Source organism: Acidobacteriota bacterium (assembly GCA_012517875.1).
GTDB lineage: Bacteria > Acidobacteriota > JAAYUB01 > JAAYUB01 > JAAYUB01 > JAAYUB01.
Window position 1 is genome coordinate 1 of record JAAYUB010000047.1, and the last position, 18620, is coordinate 18620.

Annotated in this window: 13 protein-coding genes; 7 read left to right on the top strand and 6 right to left on the bottom strand. The window is 66.4% G+C overall.

Going from position 1 to position 18620, the window contains the following annotated elements; genetic code table 11:
- Positions 1-560: 560 nt before the first annotated feature.
- A complete protein-coding gene (locus tag GX414_05645) occupies positions 561-1931 on the bottom strand; it encodes a beta-propeller fold lactonase family protein (GenBank protein ID NLI46574.1) in 1371 nt (456 codons plus the stop codon).
- Between the two features lie 647 nt (positions 1932-2578).
- On the opposite strand from GX414_05645, the gene GX414_05650 reads away from it, so the two are divergent.
- From GX414_05650 to GX414_05660, 3 genes are read left to right on the top strand one after another with little or no spacing between them, the layout of a single operon-like run.
- Positions 2579-3688 carry an ATP-dependent 6-phosphofructokinase gene (locus GX414_05650; GenBank protein NLI46575.1) on the top strand — a complete coding sequence of 370 codons (1110 nt, stop codon included), beginning with the start codon at positions 2579-2581 and terminating at the stop codon, positions 3686-3688.
- A gap of 31 nt (positions 3689-3719) precedes the next feature.
- On the top strand, positions 3720-5489 hold the full coding sequence (locus GX414_05655; GenBank protein ID NLI46576.1) for a TRAP transporter large permease subunit: 1770 nt from the start codon (positions 3720-3722) through the stop codon (positions 5487-5489).
- Positions 5490-5500: 11 nt separating this feature from the next.
- Entirely contained in the window at positions 5501-6235 is a 735-nt protein-coding gene (locus tag GX414_05660; protein NLI46577.1) for a DUF2270 domain-containing protein, read from the top strand.
- A gap of 19 nt (positions 6236-6254) precedes the next feature.
- Here the strand turns inward: GX414_05660 and GX414_05665 are convergent, their stop codons facing one another.
- Entirely contained in the window at positions 6255-8051 is a 1797-nt protein-coding gene (locus tag GX414_05665) for a hypothetical protein (GenBank protein ID NLI46578.1), read from the bottom strand.
- Positions 8052-8561: 510 nt separating this feature from the next.
- Between GX414_05665 and pcnB the strand changes: the two genes are divergently transcribed.
- The 3 genes from pcnB (at position 8562) to GX414_05680 (ending at position 12384) form a co-directional block, all read left to right on the top strand.
- On the top strand, positions 8562-9980 hold the full coding sequence (pcnB, locus tag GX414_05670) for a polynucleotide adenylyltransferase PcnB (protein ID NLI46579.1): 1419 nt from the start codon (positions 8562-8564) through the stop codon (positions 9978-9980).
- Between the two features lie 22 nt (positions 9981-10002).
- Positions 10003-11163 carry a hypothetical protein gene (locus GX414_05675; protein ID NLI46580.1) on the top strand — a complete coding sequence of 387 codons (1161 nt, stop codon included), beginning with the start codon at positions 10003-10005 and terminating at the stop codon, positions 11161-11163.
- A gap of 765 nt (positions 11164-11928) precedes the next feature.
- Positions 11929-12384, top strand: coding sequence for an HAD family hydrolase (locus GX414_05680; protein ID NLI46581.1), 456 nt, complete (start codon positions 11929-11931; stop codon positions 12382-12384).
- Between the two features lie 362 nt (positions 12385-12746).
- On the opposite strand, the gene GX414_05685 is transcribed toward GX414_05680, so the two are convergent.
- Positions 12747-13910 carry a metallophosphoesterase gene (locus GX414_05685; GenBank protein NLI46582.1) on the bottom strand — a complete coding sequence of 388 codons (1164 nt, stop codon included), beginning with the start codon at positions 13908-13910 and terminating at the stop codon, positions 12747-12749.
- A 201-nt stretch (positions 13911-14111) separates the two neighbouring features.
- Between GX414_05685 and GX414_05690 the strand changes: the two genes are divergently transcribed.
- Entirely contained in the window at positions 14112-14519 is a 408-nt protein-coding gene (locus tag GX414_05690) for a DUF2914 domain-containing protein (protein NLI46583.1), read from the top strand.
- 118 nt (positions 14520-14637) lie between these two features.
- Here the strand turns inward: GX414_05690 and GX414_05695 are convergent, their stop codons facing one another.
- The 3 genes from GX414_05695 to GX414_05705 all read right to left on the bottom strand — a co-directional run bounded on the left by GX414_05695 (position 14638) and on the right by GX414_05705 (position 18532).
- On the bottom strand, positions 14638-15792 hold the full coding sequence (locus GX414_05695) for a VWA domain-containing protein (GenBank protein ID NLI46584.1): 1155 nt from the start codon (positions 15790-15792) through the stop codon (positions 14638-14640).
- Positions 15793-15828: 36 nt separating this feature from the next.
- On the bottom strand, positions 15829-18093 hold the full coding sequence (locus GX414_05700; protein ID NLI46585.1) for a VWA domain-containing protein: 2265 nt from the start codon (positions 18091-18093) through the stop codon (positions 15829-15831).
- Positions 18094-18175: 82 nt separating this feature from the next.
- Positions 18176-18532, bottom strand: a complete 357-nt coding sequence (locus GX414_05705; protein NLI46586.1) for a hypothetical protein — start codon at positions 18530-18532, stop codon at positions 18176-18178.
- Between the last annotated feature and the right edge of the window lie 88 nt (positions 18533-18620).

Sequence of the window (18620 nt, forward strand, 5' to 3'; positions counted from 1 at the left end):
GGCCGCATCCAGATTGGTAGACAGGAGCAATATAGTCTGTGACTCCGGAAGCAATCACCACGTCCAGACAGAACGCGCCCCTCTCCAGGGGAAGGGTGTGTTTTGTCTTGACGGGAGCGCTCTTCTCATAGATGAGGGTTGATGGGTGAGGATTGGAAACGAACCCCGAGCCCCGAGCCGCGAGCCAAGGTGCCAGAACCCAGGTCCGAGTACGATTACGAATTACGAGCACGCCATCTGAATTCCGATGTCCGATTTACGAAGTCCGAATCATTCACCACGAAGGCACGAAGGACACAAAGCATTTTGAGGGTTAGTGCTCGTAATCGAAATCGTGATCGGCGCGTCATCGACGGTGACGGGGTCGGATCAATCAGCCATCGCGCCACGATCCCGGCCCTGGCGGGCCGGGCGCGTGCCGAACGCTCAACGATCAACCGTTTCCAACCTGCGAACTTGAGAACCTGTGAACTTGGGAACCTGGGAACCTGGGAACGTTCCAACCTTCAAATTTTCAAACGGCTCGGTCACGATCACGATGACGATTACGAGCACGAAATCTAAAGCCCGATGAAAAGCTCCAGCAGGGCCAGGTCCAGGACGTCCAGGAGACCATCAGCGTTCATGTCGCCGTTCCAGGAGGCCGGGATCTCCGTCTCGACCAGACTGTCGGCCAGCAGCCGGGCGAGAAGCTCGGCGTCGATGGCGTCGACCGCCCCGTCCAGGTTCAGATCCCCGAGCAGCGGCGGGGCGGCATAGGCGATCCCGGTGAGGTAGCCGCCGGCGCCGAGGGTGTTTTGGGGCTGCGTGCGGAGATTGGTCAGCACTCCCGTCGAGGGATTCACAGCGAAGGTGGTCACGTTCCGGTGGCCGGTGTTGGCGACGAACAGGTGGGTGCCCGCCCGGCTGAGAGCCATCGCCGTGGACCCCATGCCGCCCGCCTGAAAGGGCGAGCCGGCCACGGCGGTCAGGAGCGTGCCGGCGCCGGCGCCGGTGATCCGGAACACCCCCACCCTGCTGTAGGTCCGGTCGACGACCATGTAATAGCCGGCTGGATGGCGGATGCCGAAGATCCCATCATCGAGTCCGGAGACGAAGGGGTTGCCGGAAACCGCCGTGGGGACGCCGGCCGCAAGGGTGTACGCCTCGCTCTGGCCGACGGTCTGGTTGTGATACGAATACATGAACAGCCGGCCCCGGCCGTCCGTCGCGTAAGCCAGCGGCCAATGGCCGTCGCTGGTGAAGGGGGAGCCGGGCAGAGGGTTGAGCGCCCCCGTGGTCGCGTTCACACCGAAGCCGGCGAAAAGCGTGGTGGCCCGGTTGCCGCCCGTGTAGACGGACGTCCCATCGCGGCTGAACGCCAGTGCGTACGGGAACACCCCGTTTCCCACGAAACAGGGGCTGTCGGCGGACAGCGCGGCGGTTGATGCGGTGATGACGAAGCTGGCCAGTTGGCCCGGCTCCACCGCTTGATCGAGTTGGTCCCGGGCGACCACCAAGGGCGAACCGGACGGATGCACGGCCACCGCGGCCCAGGCCCAGCGGTTCACCGGATCGGCCGGCCCGGGTGGCAGAGTCAGGGGGCTGAACGGCATAGGAGTGAGCGAGCCGTTGTCCAGGTTGACCGAGTAGGCACTCAGGGTGTTGGATCCCCCGTTGATGACGTACAGCCGCGCGTGGGCGGGATCGAAACACATCCGCTGGCACATCAGGTTCTGGGAACCGTTTCCTCCGGTGGTCATGGGAAAACCGGAGAGCAGCGTCAGCGTTCCGTCCGCCTCGTTCACGCCGTAGCCGTATAGCTGGTTGGGGCCTCCGTTCACGTCATTGAGCACATAGAGGAAGCCGGCCTGGACGAATGAGGCGCCGGATGCGCTGACTAGCAGACCGCAGAACACCCACAGCCACACGGTGTGTTTTGACTGAGTCATGATCTCCCCGTTGTAGCAGCCCGGATGTATGTCTACTATCTTGCCGATCTGCGGGGATTTTGTCAACAGGGTGACGCCACGCGGCCGGACTGTCCGGAGCTCGCCGGTCGAGCGTCGCCCCCCGAGCTCCGAAGTCTGCGGGACGGCTGATTCAGCGCGCAGGACCCGGAGGGCACGGAGGGATGCATCGGGTATTGACAATCGGCGAGTCGGAGAATCGGGAGACGGGAGACGGGAGACGGAGCAACCATGAACGATCAGCCATCAACCATTTCGAACTTGTGAACCTGCACACATCGAAACATCGCCCGATTTTGACACGATGATTCTCGAAGGCGGGCGCCCGGCCCGCAGGGCCGGACTGGATCTCCGGTTGGTGGGAGCCATCACCATCGTGCCTGGCGCCACGACCCCGGCCCGCCGGGCGCGTGACGAAAGGGGTGTCGGATCCGATCCCGTTGCTGACGCTAACGCGCATGATCATGATTACGAGCACGCAATCCGAATTCCGATGACCGCGAGCCTCGAGCCACGATCATGATCACGATCACGATCACGAACGGGCCCTGAGTCCCGGCGGGAGCGGCGTGTGGTAGAATGGTCGCAACGCGTTCGATGCTCACCAAGACTCGGGGCTGGAGGTGGCCATGGCCGGAGCCGGGATCCGAAAGATCGCCATCAACACGGGCGGCGGCGACGCGCCCGGACTCAACGCGGTGATCCGCGCGGCGGTCATCGCCGCGCTCAACCGCGGCTGGGAGGTGTGGGGCATCCGCGACGGCTACCACGGCATCCTCAGTCCGGAAAAGTACCCGAACGGCGGCGTGATCCGGCTGACGGCCGACTCGGTGCGCGGGATCACCCACTTGGGCGGCACGATCCTGGGCACCACCAACTGGGGCAACCCCACCAAGTACCCGATGCCGGGCCCCGATGGCCAGCTCCGGGAGGTTGATCGCACCGGCGAGATTGTCGACTACTTCGGCCGGGAGGGGATCGACGCCCTGGTGGCCATCGGCGGCGACGGTTCGCTGACCATCGCGATGGAGCTGGTCCGCAGGGGGCTCAAGGTCATCGGGGTGCCCAAGACCATCGACAACGACCTGGACAAGACGGTCATCACGTTCGGCTTCGACACCGCGGTGTCGTTCGCCACCCAGTGCATCGACCGGCTCCATTCCACCGCCGAGGCACACCACCGCGTCATGGTGGTGGAGGTGATGGGCCGCTATGCCGGTTGGATCGCCCTGAACACGGGCATCTCCGGCACCGCCAACGCCATCCTCATCCCGGAGATCCCGTACGATCTGGCCCAGGTGGCCGAGAAGATCCGCCAGCGCGAGGCCCGCGGCCGGCATTTCTCCATCGTCGTGGTGGCCGAGGGCGCCAAGCCGAAGGACGGCACGGTGACCGTGGTCTCCAAGGAGGTGGGCAGGCTGGAGCGTCTGGGCGGCGTGGGCGCCATCGTCACCGATCAACTCCAGCAGCTCACCGGCAAGGAGTGCCGCCTGGTGGTGCTGGGCCACCTGCTGCGCGGCGGCAGCCCCACCACCTTCGACCGGCTGATCGCCCTGCGATTCGGCGCCGCGGCGATCCGGGGCCTGTCCGAAGGGCGGTGCGGCTGCATGGTGGCGCTGGACCCGCCCACGGTTCGCTACGTGCCCCTGGAGGCGGCCACCAGCCGGATGAAGTCGGTCCCCCTGGATTGCGATTCCATCCTCACCGCCCGCGAACTGGGCATCTGCTTCGGCGACTGAGCGCGGGCCGGAGTCCGGCACAGGAGGGCCGATGCTGCTGCTGTTCCTCATCGTCACGGGCGCCGTGGTCCTCTTCTTCACCGAAGCGCTGCCCGTTGAGCTGACCGCCCTGCTGGTGCTGGCGGCGTTGCTGGTGACGGGGGCGGTGACGCCTGAGGAGGGGCTGACCGGCTTTTCCAACCCGGCGACGGTCACCGTCACGGGGTTGCTGGTGATGAGCGCGGCCATCGAGAAGACGGGCGCCCTTCAGATCGTCGCCCGGCGCATCCTGAAGCTGTCCCGCCACGCGCCGGGCCGGGTGATGGCCATGCTGACCGGGGCGACGGGTGCGCTGTCCATGTTCCTGAACAACACCCCCGTGGTGGCCATGCAGCTCCCCATCGCCATCTCGCTGGCGGAGAAATCGCGGCTGGCGCTCTCCCGGCTGCTCATGCCCATCTCGTTCGCCGCCATTCTCGGCGGCACCTGCACCATGATCGGCACGTCCACCAACGTGCTGGTCGGCGCCCTCGCCGCCGAGCGGGGCTGGCGCATCGGCCTGTTTGACATCACCGGCATCGGCCTGGCGTACTTCGCCGTGGGCATGGCGTACATGGCCGTGGTGGGCGTCCGGCTGATCCCCGACCGGGACCGGCCGCAGGAGCTGTCCGAAAAATACTGCCTGCGGGAGTACATCGCCGAGGTGGAGGTGCTGCCCGGCTCGGCGTTGGTGGGCCAGCCGGCCGGTCCGCGCCTGACGCTCGACGGCGGGGAGCCGGTGGGCGTCGGCATCCTGGCGGTGGTGCGCGGCGAGCACAAATACCCGCCCGGAGAGGCACCCGCGCTCACCGCCGGCGACCTGCTCATCGTCAACGGCGCGGTGGACCGGCTGCTCCGGCTGCGCGAGCTGCCCGGCCTGCGCATCCGCCACGACTTCCACCTGGATGACCGGGCCCTGCAGTCGGGGCAGATCGTGCTCGCCGAGGGGATCCTGGCGCCGGCGTCGCGGCTGGTCGGCGCCACCCTGAAGGAGGCGGATTTCCGCCGCACCTACGGCGTCGTGGCGCTGGCGGTGCGGCGGCACGGCAAAATCCTGCGGGAGAAGGTTGGGCGGGTTCGGCTGAGTTTCGGCGACACGCTGCTCCTCCAGGGCGACCGCCAGCGGATGGATCAGCTGGGCAGCGTCGCCGACTTCCTCATGCTGGAACGGATCAAGCTGCCCCAGCCGCGCCGGGACAAGATCCCCCTGGCCGTGGGCATCTTCCTGACATGCCTGGTGCTGATGGGCGCCGGCGTGCTGCCCCTGACCACCGCCGTGATCGTGGGCGCCCTGCTCATGCTGCTGACGCGGTGCCTCCGGCTCCAGGAGCTCTACAACGTGCTCCCCTTCAAGATCATCCTGCTGCTGGGCTGCCTCATCCCGCTGGAGCGGGCCATGGAGCGCAGCGGGGCGGCCGACGGCATCGCCCACGCCCTGCTCCGCGTGGCAGGCGACGGGCGGCCGCTCCTGGTTCTGGCGCTCCTGGCCGTGGTCACGCTGGTGCTGACCGAGATCATGTCCAACACGGCCTCGGCCGTCCTGATGGCCCCCGTCGCCTTCGCCCTGGCCGCCCAACTGGGCGTCTCGCCCAAGCCGCTCGTGCTGGCAGTGATGTTCTCGGCATCGTTCTCGTTCCTGACGCCGGTGGGCTACCAGACCAACACCATGATCTACGACGTGGGCGGTTACCGCTTCACCGACTTTGCCCGGGTGGGTGCGCCGCTCACCGCGCTGCTGCTGAGCGTGTCGGTGGCGCTGATACCGTTGTTCTGGCCATTCTGACAGGAGGCATCATGACGAACGATGCGCGCGCCGACAGCAACTTCCCCAATTTCGAGAACCAACCGCTCACCCGGGGGGAGTACATCCAATCGGTGATTCACCTGTACCGCGGCGAGATGCAGCGGGCGGTCACCTGGCGCTCGCGGCTGGACACCACCACCAACTGGGCCATCGTGGTCACCGTCACTGCGCTGAGCTATGCGTTCGGAGCTGTGGAGCACCCGCACATCATCATCATCCTGGCCAACGTCATCATCCTGACGCTGCTCTGGGTGGAGGCGCGGCGCTACCGCTACTACGACGTCTGGCGGACGCGCCTGCGCAAGATCGAGGAGAACTTCTTCGCCCCGCTCCTGCGGCGCGACCTCCAGAGCCCCGACGCGCGCTGGGGCAGCATCGTCGCCGAAGACTTCCTGCACCCCCGCTTCAAGATCGCCTTCATCCACGCCCTGAAGGCGCGGCTCATGCGCAACTACGCCACCCTGTTCCTGATCACGCTGGCGGCCTGGCTGGTAAAGATCAGCGTCTGGTCGCCGCGGGGCCACCTGGAGGAGGGGCTGGCGTTTTCCTGGGCGCGGTTCTACGGGGCCATGGGCTTCTCGACCCTGTCGCCGGCCGTTGTCCTGGCCGTCCAGGCCGCCTTCTACGGGTTTCTGGCGGTGGTGATGCTCTTCGTCCGGGTGCCGTACGGCTACAGCGGGGAGATCCACGAGATCACCCCGGACCGCGAGTTCTGGGACCGCTGACGGCGGCCGCCGGCCGCCGTCAGCCGATGTGGGCGGTGGGCTCCACGATTTCCAGCCAGGAGAACCAGAGCGGGTGCCGCCGCTTGTACCAGCGGAGCACCTCCAGCAGCTTCGCCTGCTTCGCCTCGGGGATGGCCTCGGGCAAGATCCGGTCGAAGTAGATCCGGATGTGTTCGTCGCCGCAGAACTCGAGGGCCTCGGTGCAGAGCGTCTGCAGTTCGTTGCGGATCCGGCCCGAATCCGAGATCTTGACGGGGCGGGTCTCGTAGTCCTCGCCGGCCAAAAAGCGGTTGAGCAGCGGGTTGAACACCAGCCGGCTCTGGTTCGGCGTCTCCATCATGCGCAGGGTGAAGGTGATCAGCTTGTCCCCGCGCGGGGCGGCCAGCCGGACGGTGGACCGGAACACGTTGGTTTCGATCTGCTTCACGCCCGGTGCCCCGGAGTACGGGTCCGCCTGCATGTAGCCGCAGACGGCCAGCACGTCCCATTCCTTCTCAGGGAAGAAGTCGTCCACGTGGATCAGCGGCTTGTGCACCGGGATGCCGGCGTCGATCCCCTCGTGGATGAGGCGGCGGAACTCCTGCACCGTGGCGGCGTCGGCGGAGCGGCCGATGATCGCCTCCAGACGGGCCTTGAAGTCGTCGGCGTCGGGGTTGAGGCTCATCACGTCCTGCTCGCGCTGGTACGGCAGGTCGAAGCGCGAGGTGAAGGGGACCAGCGAGGCCTCGAGGTTCAGCATGGGGGCCAGGCTGGCCGCCTGGATGGCCTCGGCCGACGCAGCGTAACCGTCCACGAGGAACAGGTGGAGGTCGCCGCCGGCGTCGCGCCAGGTGCCCACGCGATAGGTGGGGGCGTAGGTGCCCGACTCGGTGAACGCCTCCAGCCCGGAGGGAAGGACGAACCCGTCGTCGATGATGTGCACGCCCTGGGCCGCCCACTGCCGCCACAGCTCGCCGATGCGGGGCTCGCGGCTCTTACCGCGAAGGGTCCAGACGTGAATGTGATCCCGCTTGATGCCGGGGTAGCATTGCTCGATGGCCCGGACCACCAGCGCCCGGTCGGTGCGGAAGGTGATGAGCAGGGACTCGAGGGCCGCCCGCGCCACGATCTCGCGCGGCAGGAACAGGTTGCCCACGTAGCCCTCGTACGGCCGCGAGACACGCAGCGGCTGGTTGAACAGGTGCAGTACGGTGAGCGCCCCGTTGGGACTCCCCTTGGCGAAGCGGGAGGTGTTCTCGAGGGTGTCGATGGCCGCCCCCCAGACCGTGATCCCGCGCGCTTTGATCTCGCCGTAGAAATCCTCCCAGCGGTAGGACGGGTCGTTGAGCATGCGCACCACCCGCTGGTCCAGCCAGCGCGCCACTTCGGGGCGCGCGTACACCCGGCCGAAGCCGAGCTGCGGGTTGGAGCCCATCTCGGGGGTCTCGCCGGCCTTGGGCATGAGCCCCTCGCCCATGCAGACCATGATGGCGTGGTTTTCGGGGAGCTGGCGGGTCAGGTACCAGAGGCTCTCGCTCAGCGCGTAGGCCGAGATCGCGTCGGCATCCTTCTTGACCTGGTTGAGGCCGGCCTTGTCGAGCTTGGCACCCTCGCCGAAGCGCCCGAAAAGCAGGGTGCCCAAGGCCGTCACCGCAGCGCCCATGGCGAAGAGCCGCTCCATGCGGCCGTCGAGGAAGGAAATCTCCCGGGTGAATTCCTTGGCCGGCTCGCCGCTGAGCCACCGGACCTCCACGTCGTCCAGCCAGAGATGGAACCGGCCCAGGATGGGCCGGGTGTCGAATGCCCATTGGGCAATGAGATCTTGCTGGTCCTGCATCATTTCGTTCATGCGTCGGACTCCTGAAAAATGATGGTAGCCATGATGTTCATTATGTTGACGTTGGACAATACCAGTCTACGGCTTTCAGGCCGTTATTGCAAGACCGATTCGCTTTGAGAGCCGGGAGCGGACATCGGACTTCGGACATCGGATATCGTGCTCGTCAGTCGTGATCGTGATCGTAATCGTGTTCGTAATCGGACTTGGGGCCTGGGTTCTGGGACCTTGGCTCGGGGCTCGGGGCTCCCGGTTCGGGTCTCGGGATCCGGGTTTCGTTGCCAACCCTCATTCATCAATCCTCAACTGTCCCCAACCTGCGAACTTGAGAACCTGTGAACCTGCGAACGTTCTCAATTCACCCATTCACCCATTGCTCCCTCTACCATTTGGTTGCGGCCGACATTCCCATTGACAGGGCTGCAGCCATCCAGTAGCATGACTTGGACGTGCCGTCCCGTCGGCACGGAGCATCCGGGCCGAGGCGGCCCGCTCACGAAGACGAAACGCATGAACGGCTCCGATCCCCTGATCATCCCCCGCGCGCAGCATCCGATTTCCCGAAGGAATATCAGTTCGAACGTGCTCAAGGTGCTGGCGCACCTGCGCCGTAACGGCCACACGGCCTACATCGTGGGCGGCGGGGTCCGCGATCTGTTGCTGGGGCGCCGGCCCAAGGACATGGACGTGGTCACCGACGCCACGCCAGCCCGGATCAAGAAGATCTTCCGCAACTGCCGCCTGGTGGGCCGCCGCTTCCGGCTGGCCCACGTCCACTTCCGCGATGAGATCGTGGAGGTGGCCACGTTCCGCTCGCCCGTCGAGGACACCGATGACGCGCCGGCTGAGGCGCACGCCGGACCGGAGGAGCTGCCGCCGCGGCTGGCCGGCATCGTCAAGAGCGAGGACGGCCAGATCCTGCGCGACAACGTGTTCGGCACGCCGGAGCAGGACGCCCGGCGGCGCGACTTCACCCTCAACGCCCTCTTCTACAACATCGATGATTTCGCCATCATCGACTATGTCGGCGGCTACCAGGACATCCAGGACCGCCGCATTCGCTCCATCGGCGACCCGAACCAGCGCTTCATCGAGGACCCCGTCCGGATGATCCGGGCGGTGCGCTTCGCCGCCGCGCTGGGCTTCACCCTCGACGCCGAGACGCACGCCGCGCTGCTGGCCCACCGCGGCCTCATCGTCAAGGCGTCGTCGGAACGGATGTTCGAGGAGGTCCGCAAGCTGCTGCTGCTCGGCTCGGCCCGCCCCATCTTCGAGCTGCTCCACGCGACGGGACTGTTCACCCTTGTCTTCCCGGTGGCGCAGGCTGCCCTACCCGAGGGGGAGGGGGGGTGGTATTACGAGCACCTGCGCCGCGTGCTGGACTGGGTGGACGCCCGCGTGGCCGCCGGCGAGGCGGTGGACCTGGCCCTGCTGTTCGCCCTCATGTTCGGCCCGCTCATCGAACGGCGGGCCGGCGATCTCCAGGGCGACGAGCCCATGAGCGCCGTGACGGCCTACAAGCAGACCGTCGGCGAGTTCGTGGCCGAGATGGCCCCCAGCGTCCGGATCCCCAACATCGTCGGGCTGGGGATCCGGGACATCCTGAGCAACCAGTGGCGCTTCCACCGGAACCAGGGCCGCCGGGCTGCCCGGCTGCTGCGGATGCCGGTGTTCGCCGACGCCTGGACCTACTTCCGGCTCATCCACGGGAGCACGGGCCGCGGCCCGGAGCTGTGCGCATGGTGGGAGTCGTTCCTGCAGGGCCAGGCGGTGCCGGAGAGCGCCGCCGCGGCCGCCGGGTTCGCCCCGCCGGCCAAACGCCGCCGGCGGCGCCGCCGGAGAGGCCGCCGCGGGCCGGGCGAGGGGCCGGCCGCGCCGCCGAACGGGGAGCCCGCCGAAGGCTGGACGGGATCGGGCCTGAGTTTTTAGTCCATCACGGGGAGTGCCGAGCATGAGGACGATCATCAACGCGCACCAGTTCCTGAGCCTGTCCGCGTCGATCAACTACCAGCTGTCGGCCTCGCCCATCAACTGGCGGGCCGTTCTGGCCCTGGTGGTGGGCAACCGCCTCGACGAGGCGGACAACGAGATCATCCTGGAGGCACTCCACTACCTGGGCGAGGCGTACGGGCAGACGAAGCGCCGCCTGGGGCCGTACGCCATCATCCACCCCATCCGCGCCATGGCCCTGCTCAGCCGCGCGGTGGAGAAGTTCACCCTCCTCGACCTGCTCACCATCCTCTTCCACGACAAGCAGGAGGACATCACGGCGGACCGCTACCCGGCGGACGCCTGGCGGTCGCTGGAGGTGCATTACGCCGCCCTCATCCGCCGGCTCAAGCCCGAGGATGAGTGGTTCCTCAACGAGCGGCTGGAGATCCTGGCGATCCAGCCCGGCGAGAAATACTACAACTACCTGGGCCGGATGCTGGAGCGCGCCCACCAGACGCCGGAGCTGGTCCGCATCAAGCTGGCCGACCGGTTGGACAACACGCTGGACCTGCGCATGGACCTGTACAGCGACAAGGCCGACATCGAGTGCTACGAAATGATCTTCGCGCTGCTGTTCACCGAGACGCGCGCCCGCTTCTGCGTGCGACCACCCCACCCGGTGCCGGGGAAGATCAACGGCGCCCGCCGGCTGTACCAGATGTTCAAGAACGCGGTGTTTCTCTCGCTGCTCCGCGACGCCGGACTGGACCGCATCGACACGGCCTGCGAGCGCCTGTTCGCCACCATCGCCCGGACCAGCCTGTCGGAGGCGCAGCGCATCCTGCAGCACATCTTCATGTACCACCTGCAGGAGATGCAGGACCAGCGGGCGATCCTGATGGACGTGATGACGTACTGCCAGCAGGGCGCCGTCACGCGGGTCACGCCCACGAGCGCCACTCACCGGCTGGACGGCCTGTTCAAGTACCGCTTCGATCACGAGGACAAGGAGACCCGCAACCGCAGCCTGGACGAGCTCTACAAGGACAAGCCCCTGATGGCCGAATCGGCGCTGGCTTTTATGGCGGTGTTTTCCAGCTTTCTGATGGATCCCGACTTCAAGATCCGGGGCATCGACGCAGCAGGCATCCATCCGGATTCGGCCGGGCCTGAGGCCTGATCGTCGCTGTTCACTCAAAGTTGAGGGTTCGTGCTCGTAATCGTAATTCGTAATCGTAATTCATAATCGTTATCGAACCGTTTGAATGTTTGAATGTTTGAACGTTCACAGGTTCTCAACAGTTGATAGTTGATGGTTGATCGTTGAGCGTCCGGCACGCGCCCGGCACTTTCGGGCCGGGATCGTGGCGCAATGGCTGATTGATCCGACCTCGCCACCGTCGATGACGCGCCGATCACGATTTCATTATGAGCACGATTAAGAGCACGAACCCTCATAATTCTTTGTGTCCTTCGTGCCTTCGTGGTGAACGATTCGGACTTCGGAAATCGGACATCGGATTTCGTGCTCGTAATTCGTAATCGTACTCGTAATCGTGATCGTAATCGGACCTGGGATCTGGGTTCTGGGCCCTAAGGTCCGAATTCCAGTTCCCAGCACCCAGGTCCCAGGTCCCGGATCCCATCTTCCATCAACCGCACGAATGGACTCGTATCTAGACAGCCAATAAAATTTAAGCAATAACCAATAATCCGAAATGACCAATGACCATTCTTCAATGAAAAATGATCAATGAATCCCTGTTCCCATTCACCTATTCACCTATTCACCTATTCACCTATTCACCTATTCACCTATTCACCATCCTCCTATCCCTGGCCATGCCTCTCACTTGGGCATACAATAGATCAGTTACTTCATCGCCGGAGCGAGGCCGTGAACCGCAGCGAACGGTGCGTGCTCTTCGACTGGGGGGACACCTTGATGGTGGATTTCCCCGGTTGCCGTGGGCCGATGATCGGCTGGCCGAAGCTGGCGGCGCTGCCGGGGGCGGCCGAGACGCTGGCCGCCCTGCACCCCGCGTGGACGCTGGCGCTGGCCACCAATGCCGCCGATTCGGACGAGGCGCAGATCCGAGCCGCCCTGCGCCGGGTGGATCTGGATCGATGGCTCGACCGCGTCTACTGCTACCGGCGGATCGGCCACCCCAAGCCGAGCGCGGCGTTTTTCGAATCCGTCCTGCGCGATCTCGGCCTGGTGGCGCCGCGCGTCGTCATGGTGGGCGACGATTACGACAAGGACGTGCAAGGGGCGCGGCAGGCGGGCCTGCGCGCCGTGTGGCTCAACCGGCGCACCGGCGACCGGCCGGAGGGAGAAGGTCTCCGAACCATCCTGGATCTGGGGGAATTGCCGGGCGTTCTGGAGAATTGGGAAAGGTGAATCGGTGAAACGGTATCCGTGCTCGTAATTCGTAATCGTGCTCGCAATTCGTAATCGGATCTGGGACCTGGGTTCTGGGTCCTGGGTCCTAGGGTTCGAATTCCAGGTCCCAGCACCCAGGACCCGGTTCCCAAGTTCACAGGTTCGCGGATAGTTGATCGTTGATGGTTGATCGTTGAGCGTTCGGCACGCACCCGGCCCTGGCGGGCCGGGATCGTGGCGCGATGGCTGATTGATCCGATCCCGTCACCGTCGATGACGCGCCGATCACGATTTCAATTACGATCACGATTACGAATTACGATTACGAGCACGAACCTTCAACTTTCAACCATCAACTATCAACTATCCACCATCATCGATCAACTCTGCAGATTGAATGCGACCTCGATGAGCACGATTTCCGGGCGGTTGCCCACGCGGACGGGCGGGCCCCATGTGCCGAAGCCGCACGACACGTAAATCTGCGTGCCGCCAATCCGCCCGTACCCGTAGCTGATGGGATAGATCGAACGGGTGATCAGGCTGAGCGGCCAGAGCTGGCCGTGGTGGGTGTGCCCCGACACCTGCAAGTCCACGCCGTGCCGCGTCGCGTCGTCCAGCCGGAACGGCTGGTGGTCCATGAGGATCACGGGCCGGGCGCGGTCGGCGGCGCGGAGCACCTCGGCCAGCGGCCTGCGCTCGGCGCCGGTGAAGCGGCCCTTCATGCGGTCCTCGCGGCCGGCCAGCCAGATCCCGCCCGGCAGCGCCACCGCCTCGTCGCGCAGCACCCGGATGCCGTGCGCCTCCAGGTACCGCACCGCCGGCTCGGCGCCGCCGATGTACTCGTGGTTGCCGGTGCACGCCCAGACGCCCAGCGGCGCGCGCAGCTGAAGCAGCTGCCGGCCCAGGTCCTGGCGGATGACGGGCTCCAGGTCCTCATCCACGATGTCGCCGGGCAGGAGGATGAGATCGGGTCTCAGTCCGGCCACCGCGGTCACCAGGTCGCCCACGAGTGAGTTACCCACGAGGGTGCCCAGGTGGATGTCCGACGCCATGGCGATCCGCAGACTCGTCCGGCCCTCGACCACCTTGGGGATCGTCACGGCCAGGCGGCGCACCTGCGGACTGCGCGCATTCCAGAAGCCGAAGCCCACGGTGAGGGCGGCGGCCGCCAACACCGCGGCGAAGGCAACCAGGCGGGCGCAGGGCAGATGGTCCGTCACCGCCGCCGGCAAGATGTGGAACCAGCGGTGCAGCAAGCGCAACAGGTCCACCAGCACCGCGCCGAGGATGAGATACAGCATCAGCGCCAGCCAGAAGGAGCCCACCCAGACCAGCACCGTGGCCGGACCGATCCAGTCGGTGCGTTCCAGCAGGCGGCCGGCGATGAACGCCGCCGCGCCCAGTCCGAACACCACCGTGACGACGATCCGCCACGGCGAGCCGGCGGGGAGGGCCTGCCAGCCGCGCCGGAAGATGTAGGCGTTCAGCAGGAAGTACAGAATGAAAAAAACAGAAAAAAAGATGATGAAGCTGGCTTTCATGGCAGCGGCTTCTGGCGACCTCGCGAGGCGGCATCCGACGCGACGGCGACGCGCAGTCGGCCGGTTGAGACAGCCATTGTAGGCAGACCTACGGTGGCGTTCAACGGCAAACTTGGGCCGGCCGCCCTTGACATCGCCGCCCTGTTGGTTTATGAGGGAGGCCACACCCCTGCGGGGGCAGGATCGGCGGAGGAGGCAACCATGAAACACGTTGCGCGATGCGCGTTTCTGACAGCGGCGCTGGCGCTGCTGGCCGGCGCGGCGGCCGCCCAGGCGGTCGCCGGGCCCATGGTGAAACTGGACCGGTTCGTCGTCTGCGCCAACGTGGAGAACCGCGAGCCGGTGGGCGAGGCAGACACGTTCCCCGCCACTACCGAGAAGGTGTTCGCCTTCGTGGAATTGAAAGAGGTCGCGGTGGACACTGAGATCGCCGTCGTCTGGTTTCACGACGAGCGCGAAGCGGGCCGGACCACCCTGGCAGTCCGGCAAGGAGCGCGCTGGCGCACCCACGCCTACAAGACGCTTCACAACCGCACCGGCGCCTGGCGGGTCGAGGTGCTCGATGCCGGCGGCGCCAAGCTGGGCGATGCTTCATTCACGGTGGAATAGCGGCGCATGTTGGCGCCGCGATAAAAAAAACGGGGCGGACCCGGTGTCCGCCCCGAAGCCATGGGTAGGGAGGTAGGTCCCCGGCGGACGACCGCGCCGCCCGCCGGGACGGCGATGCTCATTTGTCGCCGGTGGCGTATTGGATGCCCTTGCTCTTGGCCTGCTCGGTGACGATGGCGCGCACCTGCTCGTCGAAGCCGCCCTTGCCCGCCGCCTTGCGCATCTCCTCGTTGATGTATTCCTGGCGCTTCTTCACCAGCTCGGCGATTCGGGCCTGGATTTTCCGGCGCTCCTCGGCCTTGGCCTTGAGGTAGGCCGCCTGCTGCTCTTTGGTCAGATTTTTCATCTCGGCGGGGAGTTCGTCCGCCTTTACCTCCTCGAGCTTGACCCGGTTGTCCTTCAGGTCGTCCACCAGGTCGCCGCCGCCCTGAACGGCCTTGCCGGTGCTGGCGTTGTAGGCCAGGCGGTCGGCCGCGGCGGGCGCGGCGGCGGCCTCGGCGGCCACCTGCTTGGCCATGACCTCGCCCCGTTTCCTCTCGCTGCCATAGGGGACCAGGGTGCGGCCGACTTCGGCGTTGAGTTTCGCCAGCTCGGCGTCCATGGGCGTGCTCACCACCTGCATGTCGCCCGACTGGCCGATGGCCACAAACTTCCCTTCGGCGCGGCCGGCGATGTCCTGCCAGACGGGGGTGGTCTCGCCGTGATTGCCGCACTGGACGGTGTTGATGATCAGGTCCTTCTTGACGGCAGCCTCGCAGGTCTTCGGGTACTTGACGTCATCGGGGTAGTCCATGTGGGGCGGGCAGTCGCCCACCAGGAAGATGATCTTGAGCACGCCCCGATCGGCACTCCAGGCCACCTTGGCCACGGCCTCGTGCAGCGCCTGGTTCACCGACTCGGGGGTGTCGCCGCCGCCGCCGGCCTGGAACTTCTGGAGGTTGGCATAGACGGCGTCGATGTCCTCGCTCAGGTCGTAGAAGCGGGTGACATATTCGTCGCCCCGGTCGCGGTAGCCGATGAGGGCGATCTTGAGCCTGGGCGTCGGTTTGGCTGAAACCATTTGGTTGGCGATGGACCAGATCTTGAGCTTGGCCCCCTCGATGAGGCCGCCCATGGAGCCGGTGGTGTCCAGCACGAAACAGACCTCGATCCGGGGCGCCTCCGCGGCGGCGGCGGGCGTGTCGGCCTGGACGGCGGCCGCGGCCGGGGCGGCCGCAGCCGCCAGGAGCAGCGCCAGGACCAGGAGGGTGTGACGGGCGGTTCGGGTGTTCATGTTCGTCTCCTTAGCATTCATGATGTCGGTTGCGGTTCATTCCACGATTTCGTAGACCGTATCGTCGAGTGCGACCTGGACGTTGCGGCCCACCGAAAGCCACTGCGGCATGCTGGGGTGCTTGCCCATCAGGTCGAAGTATTCGGCGGAGTTGAACTTGACCTGGACGCGCCGGGCGCCGGGCTTGGCCTGGACGTTGGCGTCGATCCACTGGCTGCCGTTCTGGAAGAAGTTGCGGCCGGCGATGAAGCGGCTGGCCTGGGCGCTGATCGCCTGGTCCACCCGCGTGCGCTCCGGGGCGGCGGTCCCGGCATAACCCTTGCGGGCGTGATCGTTGGCCTCCGCCGGGGCGGAGACGACCTCGGCCTGCTTCAGGGTGCTGTTCGACTGGACGCCGCCCACCACTCCGGCGCCGCTGGACTCGTCCTTCATCTCCTTGTAGCGGCGGCGGGTTTCGGTGACCAGCTTCTCGTCTCCGTCGATGGCCTGCAGGGTGCGGCTGGTCACCGGGACGTTGCGCCGGCTCTCATCCTCGACGATGAGGTAGGCGGTGTAGGGGGTGACGATGCCGTAGAGGCGGGCCAGGCGGGTGACCTCGTCGCGCAGTTCGGCGCTCTCGCCGTGCAGGCGGATCTGGTCCAGCAGGAAGCCCACCCGGCGCGTGGCCCACAGGCGGGCGATGAAGCCGTGCGCCGCGTCGCGGGCGGGGAACTCGGCCGCGTAGGTGAAGGTGCGGGCGCGGCCGTTGACGGAGCCGCTCAGCTTCACCGTGGCGGCGCCGCTGCCGGTGTAGCGGCCGAACAGCACCAGTTGCTCGCCCTTGAACAAATCGGGCAGCGCGGTGGGATAGGTCTTGGCGATCTTCACGGGGCCGGACACTTCCAGCCTGGGATTGGCCAGCACGGGCATGCTGATCTTGGCGTAGAAGTTGGACACCTTGACCTCGATGTCCTCGCTGGGCAGCACGTACTGGCTGGCGGCGCGGGTCTCCTCGGCCAGGCGGTCGAGCAGCTTGGTGTTGATGTCGGTGCCGATGCCGAAGCAGAACACCCGCACCGCCCGTCCGCCTGCGGCCGAGCGGGCCCGGTCCAGGATCTGCTTCTCGTCGGTGCTGCCGATGGTGGGCTTGCCGTCGGTGAGGAACACCACCACGTACGGCCGGTCGGCGGCGCCCGCGCCCGCCGCGGGGGTGAGCGCCGCGGCCAGGGCGTCCTCGATGGCGGTGCCGCCGATGGGCTTGAGCTCCTTCACGAAGGCGGCGGCTTTGGCCAGATGGTCCGCGTCCGCCGGGGCCAGCCGGCTGAAGAGCGGCTCGGCTTCGGTGGCGAAGCGGACGATCTCGAAGCGATCGCCGGCGTTGAGGTTCTGCAGGCAGAACTGGAGCGCCCGCTTGGCTTGGTCCAGCTTGCCGCCGTCGGCCATGGAGCCGGAGGTGTCCAGGACGAACACCACGTCCTTCTGGACGATCTGCTCGCCGGCGAGCCGGACGGAGGGCGACGCCAGAAGCAGGAAGTAGCCGCCGTCGGTGTCGTCGCCGTTCCGGCTGGCGAGGAGACTCAGACCCACGTCTCCGTCGGGCCGGGTGGAGTAGAAGAGCTGGAAGTCGGTGTCGGGCCGCGCGTTGCTGGTCTCATAGCCGGCCACGGCATGGCGGGCGTCGGGGCGGCGCACCTCCACGGGGTGGCTGGGCGAGTAGACCGACTGCAGGTCGTGGGTGCTGCTCAACGCCACCTTGACGGAGACGCTGCCGACGGGCTGGGCGGAGAACTTCTCGGTGTTCAGCGGATAGACATACTCCACCAGCCCGCTCTCCTGGCGCAGCACCTGGGTGTAGCTCAGGCGCACGCGCTTGTCGCTGCGCGGCTCGATGGGGAAGATGCGCACCTTGAACAGCCCCTGCCCGGCGTACTCCATCAGGGCCGGGTCGCGCATGCGCCGGACGATGTCCTCGTAGACCTGCCGCGCCTTGGCGGCGTCGAGCAGTTCCGCCTCGGTCATCTTGCCGTCGATATCCATGGCGAAGCGGTCGATCTGGGCGCCCGCGGGGATCGGGAAGATGTACGTCCCCTCCAGCCGGGCGGACGTGGGATTGAAGAATGACTGGTCCACTTCGGTCACGGCCACCTGGTCGGTGATCGTGACGGTGACGTGGTGGTACTTGACGGCCAGCGGCGCGAATGCGTACGGCTGACCCGGGCCCGGATGCGGGTGCGGGGCGATGATGAGCCCGTCGGCCGGGGCGAAACTGGCCGCCAGTGCGGCGATGCAGATGATCAGGGCGAGGTGGGAAATGCGTCTCATCGGGGTCCTCCTGGTGGCGGTGGCGCCGTTTGGTAACTATTTGACCCGTCCGGCGGGGAAACGGATCATCGGCGCGGTCACTTTAGAGACGGCGGCGGTGCGGCCGGCTTGCAACTTTTTTGCAGACAGGGCCACGGCCGCGCGGTTCATGGCGGTTAAGATGCTGCGGGCGGCTCATTTGGCGGCGTTGACAGGTACGGGGCTTCAGGGACCCGGGACACTCAGCCGGCCGCGGCGGAGGGGGCGTTTCGAGCGTCTCGTTCTCGGACGGCGCCGGCCGCGACCAGGCCTTGGCCGAGGCGGCGGAGGCGTCCATCCCGAGCCAGGCGGAGAGTGTGGCCAGGACGAGTTCCCGGTCGTCCAGTCCGCTGATGCGGATGCCGTGGTCCGCCCGCGGCTGGATGATCTTCAGCGTGACCGCCTCGCCGGTGAGCTCCACGGCGCAGGCGGTCCAGGGGAGCGCAGACGCTGTAGTCGGGGTCCGGGACGTATTTGTATGAGCAATGCCGCTGTAATGTTAGCCGGTT